This is a genomic window from Selenomonas sp. oral taxon 920 (assembly GCF_001717585.1).
In the GTDB taxonomy this organism is placed as follows: Bacteria; Bacillota; Negativicutes; order Selenomonadales; family Selenomonadaceae; genus Centipeda.
Map to the genome: position 1 here is coordinate 613,535 of NZ_CP017042.1, position 26,406 is coordinate 639,940.

Consider the following 26,406-nt stretch of genomic DNA (forward strand, 5'->3'; position numbering starts at 1 on the left):
GTCCCTTCCAGCGATGTTTATTTCAGGTGCGAAACAATCAGATCGATGTTGCTGCGGTACATCGTGATATAGGTGTCGCCCTTCTGTCCCTCGGGTGCAAGAGAATCCGAGAAGAGCTCATTGCCTTCACCGCCAACAATCTCGACATCGAAGCCCTTCGTCCTGCAGACCTCCTGCAGCTTCTTCATGCGCTCGGGGTTCGTCGTGCTCTCGGCGAATACCGCCTTGACCTTGTGCTCGACAATGTAGTTTGCCGTCTTCTCGATGTCGGCATTCGCAACCTCGGAGTCTGTGCTGACACCCTGCGGTGCAATGACATTAACATGGTAGCGGTGGGAGAAGTAGTTGAATGCATCGTGCGGCGTGACGAGATTGCGCTGCCCTTCGGGGATCTGCGCGATCTTCTGCGTGATCTCCGCATCAAGTGCGTCGAGTTCCGCAAGATACGTTTTCAGATTCTCCTGAATCTCCTTTTCGTGTTCGGGAATAAGTTTTACAAGCTCGGCTGCCGCCTCCTCGGTCGCCTGTTTGTAGAGTGCGACATCGAACCAGAAATGCGGGTCGACGATCTTTTTGCCGTCCTCCTCCATATAGTTGATGTTTGCATCCGCGAAGTTCTTTGTCACGGCGACGCCCTTTTTCTCAAGCACCTCTGCCATCTTGCCCTCGAAGTGCAGACCGTGGTAGAGGAGGAGATCCGCCTTCTTGATCTTCTCGAGGTCGGCCGGCTGTGCGACGTAGAGATGCGGATCCTCGCCTGCGGGGATAATCAGTTCGATGTTCACATAATCGCCCGCGAGCTGCTTTGTCATATCCTGTAAAAATGAGGTCGTGACCGTTACGGTTTTCTTCGTGTCGGCTGCCTTGTCGCCGCCTGTGCCTCCTCCGCCGCAGCCGACGGCGATCAGTGCCGTAAGGGCAAGAGCGAGGGTGAGTAAGAGATGCAGGGAAAATTTTTTTGCGTGCATGACAGCACCATCCTTTCATTTGTATTGAGAATAACACAAAAATTCCATCTTGTAAATGAGAAAATTTCTCAATATAGAAATTGATTTATGAAAAATGAAAACGCCCCCGTGAAAATCCACAGGGGCGACAAGGTCCATTCTGTTTTATTTCTGGAGCAGCTTCTCTTTCAATGCGCGATAGCGGATCGTTTCATAGGAACCGATCTGCGATTCGGGATGGTCGCTGCCGTAGGCACGACCGCTGACGGACAGCAGCGGCGGCGACTGGATGCGCTTGGCGACTGCCATGCCCGTATAGAGCCCCCACCAGCGTTCGAGGTCGGCGATAAAGTCTGCCGCCGTCGGGAAATAGTCTGCGACAAGCCCTTTCTTACAGCCGATATGTGCTTCGAGCGCGTTTTTGGCATAGTATTCCAGAATTTCCTCAGGCGTTTCATTGTTCTCTGCAAAGGCGCGGAAGAGGTAGTCGTGATAGGGGTAGCGAATGGGGTCGCCCTTGCCCTCGTCGACGTTTTGCGCATCGGAGAGTTCGGCACTCGGTACGATGTCGATGATACCCTGTGGGACAACCTCGCGCCCATAGACGCTGTCGTTCAGATAGCGTGCGAGGTCGTAGACCTGATATTTCCAGAGGTCAGCGAGTGCTGAGAGGAAGCCTGCCTGATCGCCGTAGAGAGTTGCATAGCCGACGGTGGACTCCGCCTTGTTTGCGTTGCAGGTAAATCCTGCGCCCCATGCGGCGGCGACGGCGGAGAGGACACGTCCGCTGCGGTCACGCGCCTGCATATTCTCGCGCACGAACGAGGAGATCGCGAGATGTTCGCCCTCTGCCGCACATTTCCCCATGATGGGAACAGTCGTGAGCTGATCGACCGTGCGCGTGACACTCTCCTCGATGGGGACGATCATGTGGCGGCAGCCGAGATTGTCCGCGAGCTGTGCCGCAAGCCCTTTCGTTGTTGCAGAGTTGAAACGGCTCGGCATATTGACGAGCAGGACGTTTTCCGCGCCGATGGCATCGACGTAGAGGGCGGCGGCGACGGCGGAGTCAATGCCGCCCGAGATACCGATGACAACGCGCTCCATATGGATGCGTGCGAGAAATTTCTGCACGGCGTAGCGCAGCATGCGATGGATGGGGGCGATGATCGGTTCTGCCACGAAATCCAGCTTTGTGGGCAGATGATCCGTGTCAAGGATGGTCACATTCTCCGTGTAGGCGGGAGACATCAGAATGCGCTCGCCCTTTTCGTTGAAGGCGTATGCCCTGCCCGGGAAGGCGTAGACGGTCTTGCCTTTGTCCTGAAGGCCAAGCGTGTTGATGTAGCAGATTATTTTATGTTGCTGCATTGCCGTGCGGGCGAGGTACTTTGCACCAAAGCAAATGGGGAAGGGACTCGCATCTGCGGCGAGGATGATGTTCTCGTTCGGCATCTCATAGAGGAGTGGAGCAAACTGATTTCCCGCACCGTGCAGCGGTGAATGTGCGACCTCACGCAGTACGCCGTCCCGCGCCTCCATGAGTGTGCGGCGCACGCCCGTGCAGATCTCTGCCTCTGCTGCGTTTCCAAAGACGACGGTGATCCCATCTGCCGCAGCGGCAATCTCCTCGGCGTATGCCGCGCAGTCGCGCAGGAATGCGGGCTGTTTCCACACGCCGCCGAGGAAGAGCCCCGAGAGACTGAGTGCGGGGAAAAGGGCGAGGTCGGCACCCGCCGCCTTTGCCTCTGCAATCTTTCCGCGTATTGTTGCAGCGTTCCGATCGGGACGACCGGGGACGACTTCCATGGAGATGAGTGCAATTTTCATAGTGATGCTCCCTTCCAAACGCGATAGCGTTTGATTTTTATTCCGGCTCAATGGTATAATCCGGAGTGGTGAGTAATATGGCGAAGAAGAAAATTCCAAAGACCAATGCGGCACGTATCTTGGATCGCCTTGGCATTTCCTACGAGCTTCTGACCTATCCCGTCGATGAGAGCGATCTTTCGGCGGCGCATGTGGCAGAGGTGACCGGCATCCCGTTGGAGCGCATCTACAAGACGCTCGTTGTGCGCGGCGACCGGACGGGTGTGTTCATGGCGGTCATCCCGGGTGCGTGCGAGCTCGATCTCAAGGCAGCAGCCGCCACAAGCGGCAACAAGCGCGCGGAGATGGTTCATCTCAAGGAGGTCTTTGACCTCACAGGCTATGTGCGCGGCGGATGTTCGCCGCTGGGGGCAAAGAAGCCGTATCCCGTCTGCTGCGATGAGAGCATCCTGCAGCATGACAGTATCTGCGTGAGTGCCGGACGGCGCGGTGAGCAGCTTGCCCTCGCTCCGTGTGAGCTCGTTCGTGCTGCGAACGCGACCACGGCAAAACTTGTGCGCTGATCTTTGAGAAACCCATGCCATAGTATAGCACAGATGAATCTTCCTGCCCAAGAGAAAGGATGTATACAATGGATTATTTCAGCACGCGCGGTGCGAAGGAACGCGTTTCCTCCGCTGCGGCAATTCTAAAGGGGCTTGCCTCGGATGGCGGGCTTTTTGTGCCGGATTCGTTCCCGCAGATGACACTCTCCGAGATCGAGGCGTTGGTTCCTCTTTCCTATGAGGAGCGTGCCGTGCGCATCCTTCGCCTTTTCCTGACGGACTATACGGAGGAGGAACTGCGCGGCTGTGTGGAGCGTGCCTATGGGCGTACGTTTGACGACGTGCGACGTGCGCCCGTGCGTGCGGTCGGAGATCTTGAGGTGCTTGAACTGTGGCACGGTCCGACGAGCGCGTTCAAGGATATGGCGCTGCAGCTTCTGCCGCAGCTCATGAGTACGGCACGCGTGAAGGAGGGGGAGCGGGATACAATCCTCATCCTTGTTGCGACATCGGGCGATACGGGCAAGGCGGCGCTCGAGGGCTTCACCGATGCCGAGGGCATCCGCATCATGGTGTTCTATCCCGACGGCGGTGTCAGTCCCGTGCAGCGTCTCCAGATGGTGACGCAGACGGGGGCGAATGTCTCCGTCGTGGCGGTGCGCGGCAACTTCGACGATGCACAGCGCGGGGTCAAGGAGATCTTCGGAGATGCGGCGATGGCGGAGGAACTTGCCGCGCTCCGCACGAAACTCTCCTCGGCGAACTCGATCAACTGGGGGCGGCTCGTCCCGCAGATCGTCTACTACTTCAGTGCCTATGCCGACCTTCTCCGAGAGCGCAAAATTACGGCGGGCGATGCGGTGAACTTCACCGTGCCGACGGGGAATTTCGGCAACATTCTCGCGGGGTACTATGCGAAGCGCATGGGGCTGCCCGTCGGAAAACTTGTCTGCGCGTCGAACGCAAACAATGTGCTCACGGACTTTTTGCAGACGGGCATCTATGACCGAAAGCGTGAGTTCTGTCAGACGATTTCGCCGTCGATGGACATCCTCGTTTCGAGCAATCTTGAGCGTCTGCTCTATCATCTGACGGAGGACACGGCACAGGTTGCTGCGTGGATGAGGGAACTTGCAGAGAACGGAACCTATGACGCGAGCGGTCTCCTGCCCGTCCTCCGTGAGAATTTCTGGGCGGCATTCACAAGCGATATGATGACGGAGGAGGAAATCCGTATCGTCTGCGAGCGGACAAGCTATACCCTCGACACGCATACGGCGGTTGCCTATCGTGTCGCGGAAGACTATCGACGCGAGACGGGGGATATGCGCCCGATGATCGTGCTTTCGACGGCAAGTCCATACAAATTCGGCGCAAGTGTGCTTCATGCACTGGGCAAGGATACGGACGGGCTGGATGAGTTCACGCTGATGGAACGTCTGCACATGCGGAGCGGCATGGAGATCCCCGCGCGTCTTGCCGCCCTGCGTGAGGCAAAGGTGCTCCATGACGGAATCTGCGAATGCGACGGCATGCGTACGGCGGTCCTGTCTTTTGCCGGGCATAAGAAAAAACAATAAAATTTTCGCGATAAAGAAGGATTTCCATACTATGTGAAGAATTCTCACAAAGTATGTTAGTTCAGTAAGATGATACCAAGGCAGTATTTTGCCTCGTATCAATTTAATCAATCTTTTTGGGGAAAGAGGTCATACCATGGCAACGATTGATCTGACACAGTACGGTATTACGGGGACAACGGAGATTGTTCACAATCCAAGCTACGATCAGCTGTTCCGCGAGGAGCTGCGCCCCGATCTCGAGGGATATGAGCGCGGACAGGTGACGGAGATGAAGGATGCCGTCAATGTTATGACGGGCATCTACACGGGACGCTCCCCGAAGGACAAGTACATCGTCGATGATGAGACCTCGCACGATACCGTCTGGTGGACCTCGGACGAGTACAAGAACGACAACCACCGCGCGACGCAGAAGGCGTGGAACGCCGTGCGTGAGATCGCGATCCGCGAGCTCTGCAACAAGCGCCTTTTCGTCGTGGATGCATTCTGCGGCGCGAACGTCAATACGCGCATGTCCGTCCGCTTCATCATGGAGGTGCCGTGGCAGGCGCATTTCGTCACGAATATGTTCATTCGTCCGACGGAGCAGGAGCTCGAGAATTTTAAGCCTGACTTTGTGGTCTACAATGCGGCAAAGGCACGCGTCATGCACTTCGGCGATCTCGGTCTCAACTCCGAGACGGCGGTCATGTTTAACCTCACGAGCCGTGAGCAGATCATCGTCAACACGTGGTACGGCGGCGAGATGAAAAAGGGTATGTTCTCGATGATGAACTACTACCTCCCGCTGAAGGGCATCTCCTCGATGCACTGCTCTGCGAACACGGACAAGCAGGGGCAGAACACCACGCTCTTCTTCGGCCTCTCGGGCACGGGCAAGACAACGCTCTCAACGGACAATGAGCGCCTCCTTATCGGCGACGATGAGCACGGTTGGGACGATGAGGGCGTATTCAACTACGAGGGCGGCTGCTATGCAAAGGTCATCAATCTCGATCCCGATGCAGAGCCGGACATCTATCAGGCGATCCGCCGCAACGCGCTGCTTGAGAACGTCACGGTCGACCTTGCGGGCCGTGTGGACTTTGCAGATAAGAGCGTGACGGAGAATACGCGCGTCTCCTATCCGATCAACCACATTCAGAACATCGTGCTCGGTCATGTTGCGGACAAGTCCGCAGGACCTCATGCAAAGCACGTTATCTTCCTCTCGGCAGATGCATTCGGCGTTCTGCCGCCGGTATCGATTCTGACGCCGGAGCAGACGAAGTACTACTTCCTCTCGGGCTTTACCTCGAAACTCGCGGGCACAGAGCGCGGCATCACGGAGCCGACGCCGACGTTCTCGGCGTGCTTCGGTCAGGCGTTCCTCGAACTGCATCCGACGAAGTATGCAGAGGAACTCGTCCGCAAGATGGAGGAGCACGGCTCGCGTGCCTATCTCGTGAACACGGGATGGAACGGCACGGGCAAGCGCATCTCGATTCAGGATACGCGCGGCATCATCCATGCGATTCAGGACGGCTCGATCGACGGCGCACCGACGAAAAAGATCCCGTATTTCGACTTCGAGGTTCCGACGGAACTGCCGGGTGTCGATCCGAAGATCCTCGATCCGCGCGACACGTATGCGAGCCGTGCGGAATGGGATGAGAAGGCAAAGGATCTCGCTGCACGCTTCATCAAGAACTTCAAGAAGTATGAAGGCAACGAGGAGGGCAAGGCGCTCGTTCCTGCGGGTCCGCAGCTCTAAACCGTATCTGTACATGGAGGAAGCTGCCGCATTTGCGGCAGCTTCTTTTTTGGGAAAGGGAAGGGATGCCATGCATCTCACGGACAGCATCAACAAAGTGCGTGGTGTCGGTGTAAAAAAGGCAGCGGCATGCGCGCGCCTCGGCATCCAGACGGTCTATGATCTCCTGACCTACTATCCGCGCGCATACGAGGATCAGAGCCGGATTACGCCCATTGCGGAGCTGCGTGTGGGAGAGCGCGCGACGGTGCTCGGTGTGATTCAGACGGTGACGGAGAAGCAGACGCGGCGGCGCGGTTTTACCGTGCTTACGGCACTTATCGGCGACGGTACGGGCTATGCACAGGCAGTCTGGTTCAACCAGCGCTTTTTGAAACCCAAACTGCGCGAGGGGCGGCGCATCCTCCTCACGGGCAAGGCGGAGTACGCCTACAACAGCGGCGGTCAGCTTGCCCTATCTCCGATCACCTCCTTTGAAATACTCGATGCGCAGGAGGCGGCTGCGGAACACCTCGGGATTCTGCCCGTGTATGCGGCGACGGAGGGGCTGACGCAGAAGCAGCTGAGGCAGATGGTGGCGTATGCCCTTGCACAGACGGAGGGAGAACTCTCTGAGACACTGCCGCAGCGCATACGTGAGGAGTACCATCTTATCGGGCGCACGGAAGCCTTTCGGCGCATTCACTTTCCGAAACGGGAAGAGGAACTGCGTGCGGCGCGGCGGCGGCTCGCATTTGAGGAACTTTATCTCATTCAATGCGGACTGCTTGCGCTTAAAAAGCGCACGGCAGAGCAGCAGGAGGGCATTGCGCACAGGACAGACGGCACGCTCGTCGCGCGCGTTCTGGCGGCGCTGCCGTTCGAACTGACGGCGGATCAGGCACGGGTGTGGGCGGAGATCTCGCGTGATATGGAGTCTCCGCTGCCCATGCGCCGCCTCGTGCAGGGCGATGTCGGCTCGGGCAAGACGGCAATTGCGTTGCTTGCGCTCGTCAAGACGGTGGAGAACGGCTGTCAGGGGGCTCTGATGGCACCGACGGAGATTCTTGCACATCAGCATTATGATACGCTGCGTGAACTGCTTGCACCGCTCGGTGTGCGCGTGGGCTTCCTCTCGGGACGGCTCACAAAGAAGGAGCGCACGGCAGCTGCGGCGGCACTTGCCGCGCATGAGATTGACATCGCCGTCGGGACACACGCGCTGATTCAGGACGGTGTATCATTCGATTCGTTGGGACTTGTGGTGACGGACGAGCAACACCGCTTTGGTGTGGCACAGCGTTCGGCACTTGAGAAGAAGAGCGCCGCAATCCCAGACGTGCTTGTCATGACGGCGACGCCGATCCCGCGTACAATGACGCTGACGGTCTATGGCGACCTCGATGTCTCGCGCATCGAGCATCTGCCGCCGGGACGGCAGCCCATTCGCACCTTTTTGCGGGATGAGACGGCGCGCGGGAAAATCTATGCGTTCGTACGCAAGGAGATTGAGAGCGGACGGCAGGCATACGTTGTCTGCCCGCTGATCGAGGCGAGTGAGGAGAGTGATCTGCCCTCGGCGGAGGAGGTCTATGAGGAACTGTCCCACGGCATTTTTCGTGGGATTCCCTGTGGGCTGCTCCACGGGCGCATGAAGTCTGCCGAGAAGGAAGCGGTGATGGAGGGGTTCTATGCCGGCCGCATCAAGCTGCTTGTCTCGACCACGGTCATCGAGGTCGGTGTGAACGTGCCGAATGCGAGTATCCTCGTTGTCGAGCACGCGGAGCGGTTCGGACTCTCCCAGCTGCACCAGCTGCGCGGGCGTGTCGGGCGCGGCTCCTACGCCTCCTACTGCATCCTCATTGCAGGGCGCAGTGCCGCTTCACAGGAGCGGCTTCAGGTCATCGAGCGGACGAGCGACGGCTTTCGTCTCGCCGAGGAGGATCTGCGCCTCAGAGGTCCCGGGCAGTTCTTCGGCGCAATGCAGCACGGGCTCGGCGACCTCAAGATCGCGGATGTGCTCGCCGATATGGACCTCCTTCTGCTCGCTCGCCGCGCCGCTCTCGCAACGCTTGACGATCCCGCCGCGCTCTCCTTTGTCCTGCCGACGCTCATGCATCAGTACCGCGAGCAGTTTGAACACATGCGGGAGATTTGAGAAGTTGATAAGAATTTATCTTGACACGTAACAAAATACGTGACATTATAAATAGAAAGGTGGGAGATGAAAAGCTATTCTTCGAGAGATGTACTCCGTATGCTTCTGGCGGATGGTTGGTTTGAGGTGAATTGTGTGGGCGATCATCATCAGTTCAAGCATCCGACGAAGCCGGGGAGAGTGACCGTCCGTCATCCTGTTAAGGATATGGGGGTTCGTGATCTGAAAAGCATTGAGAAACAATCGGGACTTAAATTTTAGGGAGGCAAATATGTTTCCGGACGTTTATCGCTATCCTGCGATTTTTAGCTATGAGGAAGATGGGGTACACATTGTGTTTCCGGATTTGCCGGGATGCATCACATTTGGGAAAGACGAGGGGGATGCAGTACGTGCAGCACGTGAGGCTCTTACACTTCACCTTTATGGAATGGAACAGGACGAGGAGGCGATTCCCCCACCGTCTTCGATGATGACTCTGGCAGAGCGGGAGGCTTTGCAAAAAAATGAGGTTTTTCTGCTGGTGGAGGCATTTATGCCTACATTTCGAGAGAAACAGAGCAAGCGCTTTGTCAAGAAAACGCTCTCTGTACCCTATTGGATGAATGTCGAGGCGGAGCGTATCGGACTCAACTTTTCACAGACTCTCCAGAACGCAATCTTGCAGAAACTGGAATTGGCGAAGTGAGCAGGATACGGGCGTTGTATTCCTTGACATACGGGGATTCCCTGGGCTAGAATAGGTCATACTGTATTTGGGAGGAGATTGCCTTGACAAAGGTTTTGGTAAATGGCGCGGCGGGTCGCATGGGACGCGCGGTGCTGAAAGCTGTGATCGACGATGCAGAGTTGGAACTCGTCGGTGCGGTGGATATCACAGGCGGTGCGGACGCGGGAGAGCTTGCGGGGACGGCGAAGAACGGCGTGCTCGTGGAGACGGATCTCGCGGCGGCACTCGAGCGGCTGCATCCAGATGTGATGATCGACTTCACGCGTCCCGATGTCGTCTATGGGAATGTCCTCACGGCACTCGCACACAAAGTCTCACCCGTGGTTGGCACGACGGGGCTGACCGAGGAGCAGAAGGCGGCGATCAAGGCAGCGGCGGACGAGAACGACACGCCCGCATTTATTGCGCCGAACTTTGCCATCGGTGCGGTGCTCATGATGCTGATGAGCCGCATGGCAGCAAAATATATGCCTGATGTGGAGATCATCGAGCTGCACCACGACAACAAGCTGGATGCGCCCTCGGGGACGGCGGTGCAGACGGCGGCGATGATCGCCGAGGTGCGCGCCGCGCACACGCAGGGACATCCCGATGAGGAAGAAAAGATCGCGGGTGCGCGCGGCGCAGAGTACGAGGGGATGCGCATCCACAGCGTACGTCTGCCGGGATACGTCGCACATCAGGAGGTTATCTTCGGCGGGCTGGGGCAGACACTCTCGATCCGCCACGACTCACTGAATCGCGAGTCCTTTATGCCGGGCGTCGTGCTCGCCGCAAAGAAGGTGCGCGGGCTCACATCGCTCACGGTCGGACTGGATAAATTGCTGTAAGGGGAGAATGTTATGAAGAAGTATCGTGTTGCCATCCTTGGCGCAACGGGCGCCGTTGGTCAGGAGTTCCTAAACCTCATCGAGGAGAGGAAGTTCCCGTTCTCGGAGCTGCGTCTCCTCGCGTCCAGCCGCTCGGCGGGCAAGAAGATCGCCTTTATGGGCAAGGAGTATACCGTTCAGGAGACGACTCCCGATTCGTTCGAGGGTATTGATATCGCTCTCTTTGCGGGCGGCGCAGCGAGCAAGGAGTTTGCTCCCTGCGCGGTCAAGGCGGGCGCTGTTGTCATTGACAACTCGAGCGCATTCCGCATGGATCCGGAGGTGCCGCTCGTCGTACCCGAGGTCAACCCAGAGGCGATCAAGAAGCACAAGGGTATCATCGCGAACCCGAACTGCTCGACTATCATCATGGTCATGGGGCTGAAGCCGCTCTACGATCTCGCAAAGATTCGCCGCATCGTCGTCTCGACCTATCAGGCGGTCTCCGGCGCAGGCAAGGAGGGCATGGCGGAGCTGGAGGAGCAGGTCGCGGCGCTCTCGTCCGGAAAAGAGCCGACGGCGAACATCCTGCCCGTCGGAAAGCTGCCGAAGCACTACCAGATCGCATTCAATCTCATCCCGCAGATTGATGTCTTCATGGACAACCTCTACACGAAAGAGGAGATGAAGATGATCGACGAGACGAAGAAGATCATGGAGGACGAGAGCCTTCGCATCACTGCGACCACCGTGCGTGTGCCCGTTTACCGCAGCCACGCCGAGTCCGTCAACGTCGAGTTTGAGAGCGAAATCTCACTTGCGGATGCGCGCAAGGCGATTGCGGCATTCCCCGGTGTCATCCTGCGCGACAATCCGACGGAGCAGGAGTATCCCATGCCGCTCTTCACCTCGGGCAAGACCGATGTTGAGATCGGGCGCCTGCGCCGTGATGAGTCGACGGAGAATGCGCTGAACTTCTGGATCTGCGGCGATCAGATCCGCAAGGGTGCGGCCCTCAACGCACTTCAGATCGCAGAGCACATGATCTCCCACGAACTCATCTGAACAGAACATCTTAGGGACTTATTTCCACATGGGAGATAAGTCCTTTTTTATATAATCAGACATATTGGGTGAAATCCCTCTGCTCCTTTTATTTCAAGGAGTGAGAGGGATTTTTGACAGGCATGGCAACAAAAAAAGAACACCTATTTTCTTGAAAAAAATAGGTGTTTTTGTTATAACTGTTAGTAAAAGTGGTGAATTGTGGTGATATGTGCCACAAAGTGGTGAATAAATCCAGAAGGGTGGTGCGGTCGAATGTTCATGGGGGAATACGCCCACAGCATAGATGCCAAGGGCCGCATCATCCTGCCCGCCGACTTTCGTCAGGAACTCGGCGTCTCCTTCATCATCACGAAGGGGCTCGACGGCAGTCTTTTTCTCTTTCCACAGACAGCATGGGACGAGTTTGCGGCAAAGCTGCGCACACTCTCAATTGCGGATCCGAATGCACGCGCCTTTGCACGCTTTTTTATTGCGGGCGCGCGCACGCTCGAATGCGACAAACAGGGGCGCTTCCTTGTCCCCGCAAATCTGCGTGCCTATGCGAACATCGGACTGAAGCAGGATGTCATCCTCACGGGTGCGGATGCGCGCATTGAGGTCTGGGACAAGGAGAAGTGGCTGCGCTATGCGGGTGAGGTCGATCCGAACATCACGGAGATCTCGACGCAGCTCGCGGGCTATGGGATTACGATATGAGCGCATTTCATCATGTGAGTGTCCTGCCCGAGGAGACGATCGAAGCACTTGCGATTCGCTCGGACGGCATCTATGTGGACTGCACCCTCGGCGGTGCGGGGCATGCGGGACGCATTGCGGAGAGACTGGGTGCTGCGGGGCGGCTGATCGGCATTGATCAGGACGAGCTGGCAATTGCAGCGGCGCGTGAACGCCTTGCAGATGCGAAATGCAGGGTGACGCTTGTACGCGATAATTTTCGTCATTTGCGGGACATTCTTGCGGCGGAGGGGATTTTGTCTGTGGACGGTATCCTTTTCGACCTCGGCATCTCATCGCCACAGATTGATACGGCTGAGCGCGGCTTTTCCTATATGCAGGATGCACCGCTCGATATGCGCATGGATCAGCGCAGCCCACGGAGCGCACGCACAGTCGTCAACGAGTACACAGCGGATGAGCTGACAGAGATCTTCTACCGTTACGGCGAGGAGCGTTGGGCAAAGCGCATTGCCGCATTCATCGAAGAGGCCCGAAAGACCCATCCCATCGAGACGACGGGGCAGCTCGTTGCCGTCATTGACCGCGCCGTACCGAAGCAGGTGCGCGCGAAGGGAGGGCACCCCGCCAAGCGTGTCTTTCAGGCAATTCGCATCGAGGTCAATGAAGAACTGACGATTCTTGCGGACGCAGTGTCGGGTGCTGTGCATGCCCTCAGAGAGGGCGGGCGGCTCGCAGTCATTACGTTCCACTCACTTGAAGATCGGATTGTAAAGAAAACGCTGAAAGATCTCGCGCGGGGGTGCACCTGCCCGCCAAGGACGCCTGTCTGCGTCTGCGGACACGTGCCGGAGGTGCGGCTCATTGGCAAAGCGCGTGCGGCAAGTGCACGTGAATGCGCGTCGAATGCGCGGGCGAAGAGCGCAAAGCTGCGTGTTGCAGAGAAGTTATAAAGAGGAATCATCTACAGATAAAGGAGGTGAGGGCACATGCCGGCACGCAAAATATATACGTACGAATACGAGGAAGAGGCACTGCCCGCACCACAGGCGGAGCCGCCGAAGGAACCGCTGATCCGGCGGGAAGTGAATACGAATCTCAGGAACTGCCTGCGTGCGATCTTCTTCCTCATTGCGTTCGGTGCAATGGTCGTGACGCTGCTCGGCGGCATCGGGGCAAAGAATGGATATACCCTGCTCGACACGCAGCAGACTGCAGACCAACTTGAGCAGGAGAATGAGCGGCTCAAGATCGAGATCGCGCAGCTGAAATCGCCGGCACGCATCGAGTCGATTGCCGTGGAGCAGCTGCATATGCAGGTGCCGCAGAACATGTATTTTTCACATGAAGGGGAATGATGGGCAGATGATAAAGAGATTGACAGAACTGGCTGCCCTTCTGCCGGATGCACGGCTCTTGGGAGACGATGCCGAAATCACAAGCATCGAACGGGACTCGCGCTGCGTTCGGAAGGGAGCGCTGTTTGCCTGCATTACAGGCGCTCATGTGGATGCACACAGCTTTATACCAAATGTGGCGCGGGCGGGAGCTCGCGCTATTTTGACGGAACGGGAAAATGTCAATGTGCCCGCAGGTCTCTCCGTCCTCCACGTGCCGAACATCCAAGAGGCACTGGATGTGATCGCACCCTATTTCTATGACTATCCCGCGCACAGCATGCGCGTGATCGGCATTACGGGGACGAACGGCAAGACGACGACAAGCTATCTCCTGCGCGCGATTCTGCGCCATGCGGGAAAACGCGTCGGGCTTGTCGGCACGATTCAGGTGATGATGGAAGACGAGGTATTCCCCACGGCGAACACGACCCCCGATGTTATCGTCATGCAGCAGCTGCTCGCTGAGATGCGTACGCGCGGAATGGATGTCGTGGTCATGGAGGTCTCCTCCCACGCTCTCGACCAGGGACGTGTGGCTGGCATTGAGTTCGATACGGCGGTATTCACGAATTTGACGCAGGATCACCTCGACTACCACAAGACGATGGAGAACTACGCACGGGCAAAGGCACGTCTCTTTGATCTCGTGTCGGAGCAGGGGTCGAAGTCGGGCAAGACAGCAGTGCTCAATGCGGATGACGGAGCATCTGCAACAATGCGTGCGCATACACGCTGCCCCGTCATTTCCTACGGGGTGGAGCAGCCTGCAGACCTGGCGGCACAGGATGTGCGTCTCGCACAGGACGGGATGGAACTGACCCTTGTGCACAGGGGTGCACGGCCTGTACGCATTCATATTGGCATCACGGGGCTGTTCAACGTGTCCAATGTGCTCGCTGCGACGGGCGCAGCACTTGCAGAAAAGATACCCGCAGAGGATATCGTGGCAGCGCTCAGTGCGTTTACGGGCGTACCGGGGCGTTTCGAGCTTGTGCGTGCGGGGCAGGACTTCTCCGTCATTGTGGACTATGCGCACACGCCGGACGGCATGGAGAATGTCCTGCGTACGGCGCGTGCCGTGACGGCGGGGCGGATCATCGCCGTGTTCGGCTGCGGCGGGGACCGCGATCGGACGAAACGTCCCATCATGGGGCGCATGGCGGCAGAGCTTGCGGATATTGTCGTGCTGACCTCGGACAATCCGCGGACAGAGAATCCTGCAGCAATCTTGGACGAGGTGGAGACGGGCGTTCTGCCGGTGATTGGTACAAAGCCGTATGAAAAGCTCGTCGATCGCCGCACGGCGATCTTTCATGCCGTTCAGACGGCACGGAAGGGCGACACGGTCGTCATCCTCGGCAAGGGGCATGAGAACTACCAGATATTGAACGATCAAACCATTCATTTCGACGACCGCGAGACGGCACGTGAAGCAATCGGGGGGCTGTGATATGGTGATGACATGGGACGAAGTGACTGCGGTGACGGGTGCTGTTCTGCACAGCGGACAACTTCGCGGGAGTGATGCAGTCCCCCGGATCACGACAGACACGCGCAAAATCGCGGCAGGAGATCTCTTCGTTGCGCTGCGCGGAGAAAATTTCGACGGTGCGGATTTTGCAGCGGATGCACTCCACAAGAGCGCCGCGGCTGTTCTTGTCAGTGAACCGCTGTCTGCCGCCGTGCGGAAGGAGCTGAAGAAGGCGCAGGGGGCTGTGCTCACGGTGAAGGATACGCTTGCGGCATATCAGGCAATCGCACATGCGTGGCGGATGAAGTTCGATATCCCCGTCGTCGCGATCACAGGCTCGAACGGCAAGACGACGACGAAAGATCTGACGGCAGCCGTCCTCTCGGGACGTGGTACGGTCTGCCGCACGGCGGCAAACTACAACAACGAGGTCGGTCTGCCGCTGACCCTGCTCGGCATCAAGGCGGAGGATACCGCCGCAGTCGTGGAGATCGGCATGCGCGGGCGAGGGCAGATCGCGGCACTCGCGCCTGTCGCCGCGCCGACAATCGGCATCGTGACGAATGTCTGCGCGGTGCATATGGAGCTGCTCGGCTCTATCGAGAACATCGCAAAGGCGAAGGCAGAGCTTGTGCAGGCGATCCCTGCGGGCGGTACGGTGATCCTCAACGCAGACGATGCACGCGTTGCGTCAATGCGTGCGCTGGCCGCAGACGGCGTACGCGTTCTCACCTATGGCATCAAGGAGAATGCGGATGTCCGTGCCGAGGCACTGCGCTTTGCGGCGGATGGAGCGCAGTTCATGGTGACGTGGGCAAATGAGCGCCATGACTACAGCATTCCGCTCGCGGGACGGCACAATGTCAGCAATGCTCTCGCAGCGCTTGCGGCGGGATTTGCCCTCGGGCTCACGCCGCAGGAGATGCAGGCGGGGCTGCGCACGCTCACGCCGACCAAGATGCGCTACGAGGTGCACGAGGTCGGCACGCAGTGCTTCATCAACGATGCCTACAATGCAAGCCCCTCATCCATGCGTGCTGCGCTCGAAACGACGGCAGCACTCTATCATGGACGCAAGATCGCTGTGCTTGGCGACATGCTCGAACTCGGTGCAGCGGCCGAGGAGGCGCACAGGGAGATTGGAATGTGTGTCGCGGAACTGGGCTTTGCGGCGCTCGTGACCTATGGCGCGCAGGCACGCTGGATGCACGAAGTGGCGGAGGCGGCGGGCTGTCCGGTCTGTCACCATGCGGAGAGTCATGCGGCAGCGGCAGCGTTTCTCCGCACCCTGAGTGCAGACGGGGATACCGTGCTCTTCAAGGGATCGCGCGGGATGAAGATGGAGCAGATCATCACGCTCCTGACGGGAGAGGAAGCGGGGCACTGATGGGACATATCACGGATCTCCTCGCACCGTGGCTGAGTATTCTCCTGAGCGTCGTGACATCGCTCGCCATTGTGCTCTTCAGCGGCGTCTGCTTCCTCCCGCTTCTGCACCGTTTGAAATATGGGCAGAGCATCCGTGAGGAGGGACCCGCAAGCCATCAGCAGAAGAGCGGAACGCCCACGATGGGCGGCGTGATGATTGTGCTCGCCGTAACGGCGGCGACACTGCTCTTTGCGCCGCTTACGGTGACGACGCTGCTCGCACTCTTCATCTTTCTCGGACATTTCCTGCTCGGCTTTGCGGATGACTATATCAAGGTGGTCAAGAAGCGCAATCTCGGACTGCGCGCCTATCAGAAGCTGCTCGGTCAGCTCTTCATCTCCCTTGTCACGATTCTGATCGGACGTGCGCTGCTCGGACATGACACAAGCGTATGGGTCCCTGTTCTGGGTGAAATGTGGGATATTGGCGCGCTCTACTATGTGCTCGTCGTATTCGTCCTCGTCGGCACGTCGAATGCCGTTAATCTGACGGACGGGCTCGACGGGCTTGCCTCCGGGACGGTCGCCGTGGCGGCGCTCTTTTATGCAGCACTCCTGTATCATGCAGACAGCGGGCTGATGGTATTCTCTGCGGCAATAATTGGTGCATGCGCAGGTTTTTTGTGGTATAATCATCATCCAGCGAGAGTCTTCATGGGGGACACGGGCTCACTTGCACTCGGCGGGGCTCTTGCAGGCATCGCGATCCTCTCGCATACGGAGGCACTCCTGCCCATTGTGGGCTTTGTCTTTGTCTGTGAGGCACTGTCTGTGATCCTGCAGGTCGTCTCGTTTCAGACACGCGGCAAGCGCATTTTCCGCATGAGTCCGATTCATCATCACTTCGAGCTTGGCGGGTGGAGCGAGACGCGCGTGGTCTATACATTCTGGGCAGTTGGCGCGGCGGGCGCACTCCTTGCGGGGATCATTGTGCTGCTTTCGTGAGAGAGCTGCCTGCGTACTTCATGCAAACGCCTCACTGCGCGAGCGGGCGTGTGCTTCACTGGAGCCTGTTGGGAGAGCGCATGGAGCTTCTTTCCTACATCAACAATATAAGGGGGACACGGGGAATTGTCCTATCAGAATCAGTCTGCACTCGTCATCGGGGCGGGCATCAGCGGCTTTGCGGCGGCGAAGTATCTCGCGGCGGCGGGCGCACGCGTGACGCTCTCGGATGCAAAGGAAGAGGCGGACGCAGAAAAAGATGCGGTAACGCAGAAACATATTGAGGCTTTACGGACGCAGGGAATCTCCTGCGTCTTTGGTGCACAAAGGGAAGAACTGATCGAGGGAACGGATCTCATCGTCTTGTCTCCGGCAGTGCCGGAGCGCATTCCGCTCGTTCAGGCGGCGCGTGCGCGCGGCATCCGCGTGACGACAGAGGTGGAGCTTGCAGGGGAAATTGCGCATGCACCTATCTATGCCGTTACGGGAACGAATGGAAAGACGACGACGACAACCCTGCTCGGAGAGCTCTTGTGCGCACATTTCCCTGCAGTCGGCATCGGGGGCAACATCGGTGTTCCGCTCATCGACGTGGCACAGGAGATTCCCGCAGACGGTGCGATCGCTGCGGAGATCTCCAGCTATCAGATGGAGGCGACCACGCATTTTCACCCTGCGGTCGCGGCTGAGCTGAACGTGACCCCCGACCACATTGTCCGCCACGGCTCGATGGAGGTCTATCAGGCGATGAAGGAGAAGCTCTTCGCCGCGCAGACGGCGGAGGACTTTCTCGTGCTGAACTGCGATGATCCGCATACGCGCGGCATGGCAGAGCGTGCGAGGGGAAAGGTATGCTTCTTCAGCCGCCGCGAGGAGCTGGCGGAGGGAGCAGCCGTGCGTGCGGACGGCATGATCGTCATTCGTTGGGACGGGGAGGAGCATGTACTGATTTCTGCACGGGAACTCGGCATTCCGGGCGGGCACAACGTTGAGAACGCGCTTGCCGCAGCGGCAGTGGCATTCTTCGCGGGGGTGACGCCCGCCGAAATGCGCCCCGTCCTGCGTGCGTTCAAGGGGGTGGAGCACCGCATTGAGTTCGTGCGGACCTTGGACGGCGTCAGCTACTACAACGATTCGAAGGCGACGAATACGGATTCGGCGATCAAGGCGCTCGAGGCATTCGACGGACACATGATCCTGATTGCGGGCGGCGATGACAAGCTGACCGACCTTACGGAATTTATGGAGCTCGTACATGCGCGCGTCGATGAGTTGATTCTCGTCGGCGATGCTGCGGAGCGCTTTGGTGCAGCGGCACTGGATGCGGGAATTGCGCCGGAGCACATCCATCGCGCGGGGTATCTTATGGAGAAGGCTGTGCAGACTGCGCGGGAGCTTGCCGCTCCTCCTCAGACAGTGCTGCTCTCACCCGCTTGTGCCAGCTTTGATATGTACGGCGGCTATGAGGAGCGCGGGCGTGACTTTAAGAGGATCGTGAACGAGTTATGAACATCATCGTATCCGGCGGCGGGACGGGCGGACACATCTATCCTGCACTCACGATCATTCACGCAATTCAGCGGCGTGAGCCGTCCGCACGCATTCTCTATGTCGGCGGACGCAACGGGCTTGAGGCGGACATCGTCCCACGCGAGGGCATTGACTTCATCGCAATGGATCTCGCGGGCTTTCAACGCAGCATTTCCATTGAGAACATCAGCCGTGCATGGCGTGCTTTGCGTGCGGTTGCGCGTGCACGCGGCATTGTGCATGGATTTCGTCCCGATGTTGCCATCGGGACGGGCGGCTATGTTGCGGGACCGATCTTGCTTGCGGCGAGTCTGGCGGGCGTGCCGACACTCGTGCAGGAGCAGAATGTCTTTGCGGGTGTGACGAATCGCATTCTCGCGAGGTTTGCGACGGCAATCGCTGTTGGCATGGAGGACGCACGACGCGTCTTCCCGCAGGAAAAGACCTATGTGACGGGCAACCCGATCCGCCCTGAGGTGCTCACGGCGACGCGTGCTGATGGTGCGCGGGCATTCGGCTTTGACCCCGCGAAGAAGACTGTGCTCGTCTCGGGCGGCAGCCGTGGGGCGCGCTCGATCAACCGTGCGATGGTTGAGGTGATCGCGCACGCGGCGGAGCAGACAGAGGTGCAGTATCTCCATGTGACGGGTGCGGATGAGCATGGGGACACGCTCGCACGCATTCGGAATGCGGGTATCCGTCTCGAGGAGCATCCGCATCTGCGCGTCCTGCCGTATCTCTACAATATGCCGGAGGCGATGGCGATGGCAGATGTTGCCGTCTTTCGCGCGGGCGCAACGGGGCTTGCGGAGCTCGCGGCACGGGGGGTGCCCGCGATCCTCATTCCGTATCCGTACGCAGCGGAAAACCATCAGGAGAAGAATGCGCGTGCGATGGAGGCGGCGGGGGCGGCAGAGGTCATCCTCAACCGAGATGTCAGCTCCGCTGCACTGGAGAGAGCGCTCCATGCACTGCTCACAGACGATGTACGCCGCGCGGCAATGGCGGCAGCGATGAAACAACTTGGAAAACCGGAGGCGGCGGAGGAGATTGCGGCACTCGCGCTGCGGATTTGTCATAGAGAAGGGTGAGAATCGTGCTTAAGGATTTGAAGGGGATTCAAAACATACATTTTGTCGGTATCGGCGGTGCAGGGATGAGCCCGCTCGCGAAGATTCTCCTACTGCTCGGCTACAAGGTGTCCGGCTCCGATCAGGGTTCATCGCCCATCATCGAGGAGCTCGTACGTCTCGGCGCTCGTATATGGACGGATGGTCAGCGTGCGGAGAATGTGCGCGGTGCGGATGCCATCGTGGTCTCCACGGCGATTCCCTACGACAACCCTGAGGTGATTGCAGCGTGGGATCTGCGCATCCCAAAGCTGCACCGCTCGGATATCAACGCGGCACTGGTCAACGAGTACGACGGCATCGCCGTCGCGGGCTCGCACGGCAAGACGACGACCACCTCTATGATCGGCGTGACACTTGACCGTGTGGGCATATCGCCGACCATCATCGTCGGCGGCGAGGTGCCGGATCTTGGTACGAATGCAAAGCTCGGTACGAGCCGCTACCTCGTCTCCGAGGCGGACGAGAGTGACGGGTCCTTCCTGAAGCTGCGCCCGCACATTGCCGTTGTGACGAACGTCGAGGACGACCACATGGATCACTACGGCACGATGGAGAAGATCATCGAGGCGTTCCGCACATTTGTCGATCAGGCGGACGAGGACGGCACGGCTGTCCTTTGCTTTGAAAATGATATTTTGCGTGAGATTGCGGCGGAGACAAAACGGCGCGTCATCTCCTATGCCATTGATCGGGAGGCGGACTACCGTGCGGCGGACATCGAGACGCACGGCTCCGTCATCTCCTTTACGGTGTACGAGCGCGGGGAAAAACTTGGGCGCATTTCGCTCAACATCCCCGGGCGGCACAACGTGCTCAACGCGCTCGCCTGTATTGCCGTCGCACGGCTCGCGGATGTTGGATTTGCACAGATTCAGGACGCACTTGCGGGCTTCCACGGGGCAAAGCGCCGCTTCCAGACGAAGGGCAAGGAGTGCGGTGTCTGGGTGGTGGACGACTACGCGCACCATCCGACGGAGATCGCCGTGACGCTGACGGCAGCGCGTGCGACGAACCCCGCACGCCTCATCTGCGTTTTTCAGCCGCATCGCTACACGCGGACGCAGCTCCTGCGCGAGGAGTTCGGTGCGTGCTTTGCATCTGCCGATCTGCTGCTCCTCACCGATGTCTACGCGGCAGGGGAGACGCCGATTCCGGGCATCAGCGGAGAGACGCTGATGGAGGAGGTCGCGCGGCAGACGGGGCAGGATGCCGTCTACCTGCCGGAGCATGCTGACCTCGAACGCTATCTTGCCCAGCATGTGCGCGCGGGCGACCTTGTTATCACAATGGGGGCAGGAAACATTCTCGAGGTTGGGGAGGCACTGGTCGAGCAGCTGAAGAATGGTACGGCAGGCCAGGGGGAGGCACCCATCGTCGTCGTCATGGGCGGCCCATCGAGTGAGGCTGAGGTATCGCGCCGCTCGGGCGGGGCAATCCTTGCGGCGCTGCGTGAGAAAGGCTATCCCGCCGTCGGTATGGAACTGGATCCGCCTGCATTTGCCGAGGAGATTCGAAAACTCCGTCCCGCAATCGTCTTTAACGCCCTGCATGGCAAGTACGGCGAGGACGGCATCCTGCAGGGAACGCTCGATATGCTCGGCATTCCTTACACAGGCTCGGGCGTTCGCGCCGCAGCGCTTACAATGGACAAGCTGACGGCAAAGCGCATCTTCCGCGCGGAGGGGATTGCAACGCCGCGCTTCCTATGCCTCCATGCGGGAGAGCGGGACGAACACACGGCAGAACGTGTGCGGGCAGCATTTGACCTGCCCGTCGTTGTCAAGGCACCCGAGCAGGGATCGAGCATCGGCGTTTACATCGTGACGCGCGCAGATGAACTCCGGAAGGCGATCGACGAGGCGTTCACCTATGGAGATGAGGTGCTCGTCGAGGAGTTCATCCATGGGCGCGAGCTCACCGTTGTCGTCTGGGGCACACCCACGCATGCGGAGGCGCTGCCCGTCATTGAGATTACGACCACCTCGGGACGCTACGACTACGAGAGCAAGTACACGCCGGGCGCATCGGCACATATCGTTCCTGCAGAAATATCCGAAGACTGTACGGCGGCGGTACAGGATCTCGCCGTGCGTGCCTTCACCGCATGCGGCTGTGCGGGAGTTGCGCGCCTCGATGTCATGCTGAGTGATGCGGGCGAGCCCTACGCGATCGAAGTCAACGCAGTACCGGGCATGACGGAGACCTCACTCGTCCCCGATGCCGCACGTGCCGTCGGCATTGAGTTCCCTGAGCTCTGCGAGAAAATCCTCGCGATGGCAGGGTATCATCGATGAGCTCACGACGCGTACTCAAGGGGGCGTTCTACCTCCTCGGGATTGCCGCCGTCATCGCCGGGCTCATCTACTCACCGCTCTTCACCTTTCAGCAGCTCGTTGTGCACGGCAACATCCATCTGGACGAGGCAGAGCTCTGCGAGATTGCCCGCATCCAATACGGTGCGCGCCTGTTCGAGCTCAAGACGGACGCCATGACGGCGAACCTGCTCCGCGACCTGCGCATCGAGTCCGCCGTTGTGCGGCGGCAGCTGCCAAATAAGATCGAGATGGACATTGTTGAGCGCATCCCCGTTGCAACGGTTGCGTGTGATTACGGCTATCTGGACTTTGACCGGCAGGGCAAGGTCATCGCCAGCTACCGTTCGCTCAAAGGGGCGGATATTCCCATTGTCACGGGGGTGAAGCTGCGCGATCTCTACATTGGGGACGACAACAACAACGCGCAGGTTGCGAAAGTGCTCCTGTTCCTCGGCAAAATCGACCCGGCGGACATCGGGCAGATCTCCGAGGTCAATATCACCGTGCCGTCTGCGGTCGTCGCCTATACCAAGACCGCACTGCCCATCCGGCTCGGAGAGCTGGAACGTATTCCGGAAAAGGCGGGGCTGACGCAGGATTTTCTGCAGGATCAGAAAACCACGCGGCACACGGTGGAGTATGTTGATTTCAGCTATGATGCACCATTCATCAAACTCGCAGATAAAACCACAGAGGGGAAGTAAATGAAACAATTTTGGAAAGGCGGGTGGCTGATCGCACTCGTCTGCGTCTTGATCGGCTTCATGATCGCCGTGCAGTTCCGCACGGCACAGGACGGGAAAGGGAGCCTGTCCCAGCAGCGCATTGAGGAAATCTCAGATCGTCTGCTCCAGACTGAACATGAACGCGACGAACTCGGCGAGGAACTGCGTAAGATGCAGGCGGCAGCAGCCAATGCGGAGAATAAAGAAGACCAAGAGATGCTGCGCTACCGCGCTGCGCTCGTCCCCCTTGTGGGTGAGGGGGTTATCGTGCGCATGGATGACAGTGCAAAGCCCGTCAAGGCGGGTGAGAATCCAAACCTCTACGTCATCCACGACGACGATCTCCTGCGCGTCATCAATGAACTGCGCGCGGCGGGTGCGGAGGCAATCTCCGTCAACGGACAGCGCCTGACGGGCATCTCCGAGATTCGCTGCGCGGGACCGACACTCTCCGTAAACAATGTGCGTTCGTCTGCACCCTTCGAAGTGCGCGCCATCGGCGACAAGAAATCCCTCGAGAACTCGCTGCGTATGCGCGGCGGTGTTGTCGAGACGCTGAGTGTCTGGGGCATCCAGCTCGACATTAAGGTCAGCGATGACGTCTACATCCCGCCCTATCGCGGGAGTATCCGCCAGAGCTATGCGCATGAGACCGAGGAGCGCGAGGAGGGAAGCAAATGATCTACATCGTCATCGTCAGCCTCGCCATCGGACTCCTGATTGGCTACAACAGTCCGATCGTCATACCGCTCGCCTACTCGAAACTCTTCTCCGTCGCACTTGTCGCTGCACTCGATGCTGCCTTCGGCGGACTCAGGGCGGCTGTTGCGGAGCGCTTTGACAAGCATGTCTTTGTCACGGGCTTTTTCTCGAACACACTGCTTGCTGCGGCGCTCGTCTTTATCGGCGACCGCCTCGGCATTGACCTCTACTACGTCGCCCTGCTCGCATTCGGCTTCCGTATCTTCAAGAATCTTGCCATCCTGCGCCGCTACCTGCTCAAAGACTATCGGGACGGCGCACAATAAAATCATCTAAAAAATTCCTCATGCTATGGAAATATATTGATTTTCATGGTAAAATGGGCGAGGAAATTCTTATTTATTGATCGAAGAAATGATTCACATACGATATGGAGGCTGAAGCTGTGTTCGAAATGGATGATAACTTTGAAGAACTTGCAAAGATCATCGTTGTCGGTGTAGGCGGCGGCGGCGGCAATGCGGTAAATAACATGATCGACTCCGGTCTGCAGGGCGTTGAGTTCGTTGCGATCAATACGGATGCACAGGCTCTCCTGCAGTCGAAGGCAGCTGTACGCATTCAGATCGGTGAGAAGCGCACGCGCGGACTCGGTGCCGGTGCGCGTCCCGAGATCGGCGAGGCAGCTGCGACGGAGAGCCGTGAGAAGATCGTCGAAGCTCTGCGCGGTGCGGACATGGTGTTCATCACGGCCGGTATGGGCGGCGGCACGGGCACGGGTGCAGCACCCGTGGTCGCTGAGTGTGCACGCGAGCTTGGCGCACTGACCGTTGCCGTCGTGACGCGTCCCTTCTCCTATGAGGGCATGACGCGTGCGCGCAACGCAGACTCCGGCATCACAAACCTGCAGCAGCACGTCGATACCATCATTACGATTCCGAACGACCGCCTCATGAAGATCATCGACAAGAGCACGCCTGTCACCGAGGCATTCAGCAAGGTGGATAATGTACTCTGGCAGGGCGTTAAGGGCATCACCGATCTCATCACGAATCAGGGCGTTGTCAACCTCGATTTTGCAGATGTGCAGACGACGATGGCAAACGGCGGCGCGGCGATCATGGGCATTGGCGAGGCGCGCGGCGAGGGCGCATCCGTAGCGGCGGCAAAGGCGGCAATCGAGTCGCCGCTGCTCGAGACGAGCATCGAGGGCGCGACCTCCGTCATCATGAACTTCACAGGTTCCAAGACACTCAGCATGTTCGAGGTCAACGAGGCATCCGAGTGGCTGAACAGCGTGATTATGAACGCGACAAACGGCCGTCAGGCAAATATCATCTGGGGCATCGGCGTCGATGAGACACTCGAGGACAGTGTGCGCGTCACCGTCGTTGCGACGGGCTTCGGAATGACCGAGAGCGGCGTCGCCGCTCCTGCGGAATCGGACACCGGGCTCAGTGCAGACTGGATCTCCATGCCGGGCATTGGAGGCGCTTCTGTCCAGAAAACGCCGGCATCCGCGCCCTCTGCGCAGCCGCAGGCACAGGCGCGCCCTGCTGCAGCCATCGTGCCTCCGAATACGGGTACCGCGGCGAACAACCGCCGCATGAATGTCGTTGAGCCGAACACGGGCTCCGGCGGCACGGATATCATCGACATCCCCGCGTGGATGCGTCAGCGCTGAAAAGAGAAACTGCGCGAGGAGGGACTGCGGTTGAAGCCGATTATTGTCATGGGAGCAGATCATGCCGGTTGGCGTATGAAAGAGTTCCTCAAAGAAAAGCTTCAAGAAGAAGGGTATACGGTTGCAGACAAGGGAACGGACAGTGAGGTTTCTGCAGACTCTCATGACTATGCGGTTGCAGTGGGGGAGGAAGTCGCTGCGGCACAGGATAAGCTGGGCATCCTGATCTGCGGTACCGGCATTGGAATGTCGATGTCGGCCAATAAGGTCAACGGCATTCGTGCTTCCTTGGTTTCTGATCTCTTCTCTGCGCAAATGACGCGGGAGCATAATGCGGCAAATGTCCTTTGTATGGGCGCGCGTGTCATTGCAAACCAGATGGCATGGGAAATTACAAAGGTTTGGCTGGCATCAGAGCCGCTTGGCGGGAAGTATGCGAAGCGTGTGACGAAGATGATGGACTACGAGAAAACACGGATCTAAAATCTTAATGGACTCATAATACCTTTCCAAACCCGGCTGCTCTACGCGATTTCTTCTGACCGTGGGCGGCGTTCCTCCTGCTTCAAGGCACAAAAAAGATGTTATTGCATATACTGTGCAATAACATCTTTTTTGTGTCATATTATATTATCTATCCCTCCAAATCGGGACGCAGATGTGCTGCTTCGCGCAGGTAGACGTGATGGATGTCAGACTGTGCAGCATCCGTATTGACGAGGAGGAGAACGCGGATACAGCGCGGGAGGCTGTCGTCGATGGCACATTGACGTGCGTCAAAGAGTGGAACGAGGTCAAAGCCTGCAATGCGGCGCACACCCGCCGTTGGAAATGCCGCTGTCAGATCCTCGGTCACGCTGAAGATTGCCGCCCCGATGTCAACAGGAGCAACGTTATTGGTGTGCAGAATCTCCGTCATTAGTTCCTGTGCCGCCTGCCAGATCGCGTCTTTGTCATTGCGCCCGACGGTGATGGCGCCGCGTATACCGCGCATAC

The 26,406-nt window shown here is 58.5% G+C and carries 25 protein-coding genes; 22 read left to right on the forward strand and 3 right to left on the reverse strand.

The genetic code is table 11. The features are described 5' to 3' along the window. Positions 1–17: 17 nt before the first annotated feature. Both BCS37_RS02755 and nadE read right to left on the reverse strand, forming a co-directional pair. Complete coding sequence (locus BCS37_RS02755; RefSeq protein WP_069180046.1) at positions 18–968, reverse strand: metal ABC transporter solute-binding protein, Zn/Mn family; 951 nt, start codon at positions 966–968, stop codon at positions 18–20. Positions 969–1,112: 144 nt separating this feature from the next. Next, positions 1,113–2,777, reverse strand: coding sequence for an NAD(+) synthase (gene nadE, locus BCS37_RS02760; protein WP_069180047.1), 1,665 nt, complete (start codon positions 2,775–2,777; stop codon positions 1,113–1,115). A 77-nt stretch (positions 2,778–2,854) separates the two neighbouring features. Between nadE and ybaK the strand changes: the two genes are divergently transcribed. From ybaK to rpiB, 22 genes are all read left to right on the forward strand, one after another. Next, positions 2,855–3,340, forward strand: coding sequence for a Cys-tRNA(Pro) deacylase (ybaK, locus tag BCS37_RS02765; protein WP_006305854.1), 486 nt, complete (start codon positions 2,855–2,857; stop codon positions 3,338–3,340). 59 nt (positions 3,341–3,399) lie between these two features. Then, a complete protein-coding gene (gene thrC / locus BCS37_RS02770) occupies positions 3,400–4,902 on the forward strand; it encodes a threonine synthase (RefSeq protein ID WP_173862584.1) in 1,503 nt (500 codons plus the stop codon). Positions 4,903–5,038: 136 nt separating this feature from the next. Beyond that, positions 5,039–6,658, forward strand: a complete 1,620-nt coding sequence (pckA, locus tag BCS37_RS02775) for a phosphoenolpyruvate carboxykinase (ATP) (RefSeq protein WP_069180049.1) — start codon at positions 5,039–5,041, stop codon at positions 6,656–6,658. Then, positions 6,606–8,795 carry an ATP-dependent DNA helicase RecG gene (gene recG / locus BCS37_RS02780; protein WP_083205761.1) on the forward strand — a complete coding sequence of 730 codons (2,190 nt, stop codon included), beginning with the start codon at positions 6,606–6,608 and terminating at the stop codon, positions 8,793–8,795. Before pckA ends, recG begins: the two co-directional genes overlap by 53 nt. A gap of 99 nt (positions 8,796–8,894) precedes the next feature. Further along, complete coding sequence (locus BCS37_RS02785; protein ID WP_237142741.1) at positions 8,895–9,056, forward strand: type II toxin-antitoxin system HicA family toxin; 162 nt, start codon at positions 8,895–8,897, stop codon at positions 9,054–9,056. Positions 9,057–9,066: 10 nt separating this feature from the next. Then, positions 9,067–9,483, forward strand: coding sequence for a type II toxin-antitoxin system HicB family antitoxin (locus BCS37_RS02790; protein ID WP_069180052.1), 417 nt, complete (start codon positions 9,067–9,069; stop codon positions 9,481–9,483). 83 nt (positions 9,484–9,566) lie between these two features. Then, positions 9,567–10,355, forward strand: a complete 789-nt coding sequence (gene dapB, locus BCS37_RS02795; protein ID WP_069180053.1) for a 4-hydroxy-tetrahydrodipicolinate reductase — start codon at positions 9,567–9,569, stop codon at positions 10,353–10,355. Positions 10,356–10,367: 12 nt separating this feature from the next. Further along, positions 10,368–11,399 carry an aspartate-semialdehyde dehydrogenase gene (locus BCS37_RS02800; RefSeq protein WP_069180054.1) on the forward strand — a complete coding sequence of 344 codons (1,032 nt, stop codon included), beginning with the start codon at positions 10,368–10,370 and terminating at the stop codon, positions 11,397–11,399. Between the two features lie 255 nt (positions 11,400–11,654). After that, a complete protein-coding gene (gene mraZ, locus BCS37_RS02805; RefSeq protein WP_069180055.1) occupies positions 11,655–12,098 on the forward strand; it encodes a division/cell wall cluster transcriptional repressor MraZ in 444 nt (147 codons plus the stop codon). Next, positions 12,095–13,030 (forward strand): 16S rRNA (cytosine(1402)-N(4))-methyltransferase RsmH, encoded by a 936-nt coding sequence (gene rsmH, locus BCS37_RS02810; protein WP_069180056.1) that lies wholly within the window; start codon positions 12,095–12,097, stop codon positions 13,028–13,030. The genes mraZ and rsmH overlap by 4 nt, the downstream gene beginning before the upstream one ends. Positions 13,031–13,066: 36 nt before the next feature. Continuing rightward, positions 13,067–13,435 (forward strand): cell division protein FtsL, encoded by a 369-nt coding sequence (locus tag BCS37_RS02815; protein WP_069180057.1) that lies wholly within the window; start codon positions 13,067–13,069, stop codon positions 13,433–13,435. 7 nt (positions 13,436–13,442) lie between these two features. Continuing rightward, entirely contained in the window at positions 13,443–14,927 is a 1,485-nt protein-coding gene (locus tag BCS37_RS02820) for a UDP-N-acetylmuramoyl-L-alanyl-D-glutamate--2,6-diaminopimelate ligase (RefSeq protein ID WP_069180058.1), read from the forward strand. 1 nt (position 14,928) lies between these two features. Beyond that, on the forward strand, positions 14,929–16,335 hold the full coding sequence (locus BCS37_RS02825; protein WP_069180059.1) for a UDP-N-acetylmuramoyl-tripeptide--D-alanyl-D-alanine ligase: 1,407 nt from the start codon (positions 14,929–14,931) through the stop codon (positions 16,333–16,335). Then, the gene (mraY, locus tag BCS37_RS02830; RefSeq protein ID WP_069180060.1) at positions 16,335–17,321 is read left to right on the forward strand and encodes a phospho-N-acetylmuramoyl-pentapeptide-transferase; all 987 of its coding nucleotides are present in this window, start codon (positions 16,335–16,337) and stop codon (positions 17,319–17,321) included. The genes BCS37_RS02825 and mraY overlap by 1 nt, the downstream gene beginning before the upstream one ends. A 126-nt stretch (positions 17,322–17,447) precedes the next feature. Continuing rightward, positions 17,448–18,830, forward strand: coding sequence for a UDP-N-acetylmuramoyl-L-alanine--D-glutamate ligase (gene murD, locus BCS37_RS02835; protein ID WP_069180061.1), 1,383 nt, complete (start codon positions 17,448–17,450; stop codon positions 18,828–18,830). Beyond that, positions 18,827–19,942, forward strand: coding sequence for an undecaprenyldiphospho-muramoylpentapeptide beta-N-acetylglucosaminyltransferase (gene murG / locus BCS37_RS02840; RefSeq protein WP_069180062.1), 1,116 nt, complete (start codon positions 18,827–18,829; stop codon positions 19,940–19,942). The genes murD and murG overlap by 4 nt, the downstream gene beginning before the upstream one ends. A gap of 5 nt (positions 19,943–19,947) precedes the next feature. Beyond that, on the forward strand, positions 19,948–22,278 hold the full coding sequence (gene murC, locus BCS37_RS02845) for a UDP-N-acetylmuramate--L-alanine ligase (RefSeq protein ID WP_069180063.1): 2,331 nt from the start codon (positions 19,948–19,950) through the stop codon (positions 22,276–22,278). Beyond that, entirely contained in the window at positions 22,275–23,003 is a 729-nt protein-coding gene (locus tag BCS37_RS02850) for a cell division protein FtsQ/DivIB (protein WP_069180064.1), read from the forward strand. The genes murC and BCS37_RS02850 overlap by 4 nt, the downstream gene beginning before the upstream one ends. Then, on the forward strand, positions 23,004–23,705 hold the full coding sequence (locus BCS37_RS02855; protein ID WP_069180065.1) for a DUF881 domain-containing protein: 702 nt from the start codon (positions 23,004–23,006) through the stop codon (positions 23,703–23,705). Then, entirely contained in the window at positions 23,702–24,052 is a 351-nt protein-coding gene (locus BCS37_RS02860; protein WP_069180066.1) for a small basic family protein, read from the forward strand. Before BCS37_RS02855 ends, BCS37_RS02860 begins: the two co-directional genes overlap by 4 nt. A gap of 104 nt (positions 24,053–24,156) precedes the next feature. Beyond that, positions 24,157–25,410 (forward strand): cell division protein FtsZ, encoded by a 1,254-nt coding sequence (gene ftsZ / locus BCS37_RS02865; RefSeq protein ID WP_173862585.1) that lies wholly within the window; start codon positions 24,157–24,159, stop codon positions 25,408–25,410. Between the two features lie 30 nt (positions 25,411–25,440). Then, positions 25,441–25,893: a ribose 5-phosphate isomerase B gene (rpiB, locus tag BCS37_RS02870; RefSeq protein WP_069180068.1), complete on the forward strand. Its 453-nt coding sequence runs from the start codon at positions 25,441–25,443 to the stop codon at positions 25,891–25,893. Positions 25,894–26,044: 151 nt separating this feature from the next. On the opposite strand, the gene aroH is transcribed toward rpiB, so the two are convergent. Continuing rightward, positions 26,045–26,404, reverse strand: coding sequence for a chorismate mutase (gene aroH, locus BCS37_RS02875; protein WP_069180069.1), 360 nt, complete (start codon positions 26,402–26,404; stop codon positions 26,045–26,047). Positions 26,405–26,406: the final 2 nt, after the last annotated feature.

Excerpts from the sequence above, each read along its gene's own strand:
- BCS37_RS02755 (WP_069180046.1), bottom strand. The coding sequence starts at position 968 with ATGCACGCAAAAAAATTTTCCCTGCATCTCTTACTCACCCTCGCTCTT.
- nadE (WP_069180047.1), bottom strand. The coding sequence starts at position 2,777 with ATGAAAATTGCACTCATCTCCATGGAAGTCGTCCCCGGTCGTCCCGAT.
- ybaK (WP_006305854.1), top strand. The coding sequence starts at position 2,855 with ATGGCGAAGAAGAAAATTCCAAAGACCAATGCGGCACGTATCTTGGAT.
- thrC (WP_173862584.1), top strand. The coding sequence starts at position 3,400 with ATGTATACAATGGATTATTTCAGCACGCGCGGTGCGAAGGAACGCGTT.
- pckA (WP_069180049.1), top strand. The coding sequence starts at position 5,039 with ATGGCAACGATTGATCTGACACAGTACGGTATTACGGGGACAACGGAG.
- recG (WP_083205761.1), top strand. The coding sequence starts at position 6,606 with ATGAAGGCAACGAGGAGGGCAAGGCGCTCGTTCCTGCGGGTCCGCAGC.
- BCS37_RS02785 (WP_237142741.1), top strand. The coding sequence starts at position 8,895 with ATGCTTCTGGCGGATGGTTGGTTTGAGGTGAATTGTGTGGGCGATCAT.
- BCS37_RS02790 (WP_069180052.1), top strand. The coding sequence starts at position 9,067 with ATGTTTCCGGACGTTTATCGCTATCCTGCGATTTTTAGCTATGAGGAA.
- BCS37_RS02800 (WP_069180054.1), top strand. The coding sequence starts at position 10,368 with ATGAAGAAGTATCGTGTTGCCATCCTTGGCGCAACGGGCGCCGTTGGT.
- mraZ (WP_069180055.1), top strand. The coding sequence starts at position 11,655 with ATGTTCATGGGGGAATACGCCCACAGCATAGATGCCAAGGGCCGCATC.
- rsmH (WP_069180056.1), top strand. The coding sequence starts at position 12,095 with ATGAGCGCATTTCATCATGTGAGTGTCCTGCCCGAGGAGACGATCGAA.
- BCS37_RS02815 (WP_069180057.1), top strand. The coding sequence starts at position 13,067 with ATGCCGGCACGCAAAATATATACGTACGAATACGAGGAAGAGGCACTG.
- BCS37_RS02820 (WP_069180058.1), top strand. The coding sequence starts at position 13,443 with ATGATAAAGAGATTGACAGAACTGGCTGCCCTTCTGCCGGATGCACGG.
- BCS37_RS02825 (WP_069180059.1), top strand. The coding sequence starts at position 14,929 with ATGGTGATGACATGGGACGAAGTGACTGCGGTGACGGGTGCTGTTCTG.
- mraY (WP_069180060.1), top strand. The coding sequence starts at position 16,335 with ATGGGACATATCACGGATCTCCTCGCACCGTGGCTGAGTATTCTCCTG.
- murG (WP_069180062.1), top strand. The coding sequence starts at position 18,827 with ATGAACATCATCGTATCCGGCGGCGGGACGGGCGGACACATCTATCCT.
- BCS37_RS02850 (WP_069180064.1), top strand. The coding sequence starts at position 22,275 with ATGAGCTCACGACGCGTACTCAAGGGGGCGTTCTACCTCCTCGGGATT.
- BCS37_RS02855 (WP_069180065.1), top strand. The coding sequence starts at position 23,004 with ATGAAACAATTTTGGAAAGGCGGGTGGCTGATCGCACTCGTCTGCGTC.
- BCS37_RS02860 (WP_069180066.1), top strand. The coding sequence starts at position 23,702 with ATGATCTACATCGTCATCGTCAGCCTCGCCATCGGACTCCTGATTGGC.
- ftsZ (WP_173862585.1), top strand. The coding sequence starts at position 24,157 with ATGGAGGCTGAAGCTGTGTTCGAAATGGATGATAACTTTGAAGAACTT.
- aroH (WP_069180069.1), bottom strand. The coding sequence starts at position 26,404 with ATGCGCGGTATACGCGGCGCCATCACCGTCGGGCGCAATGACAAAGAC.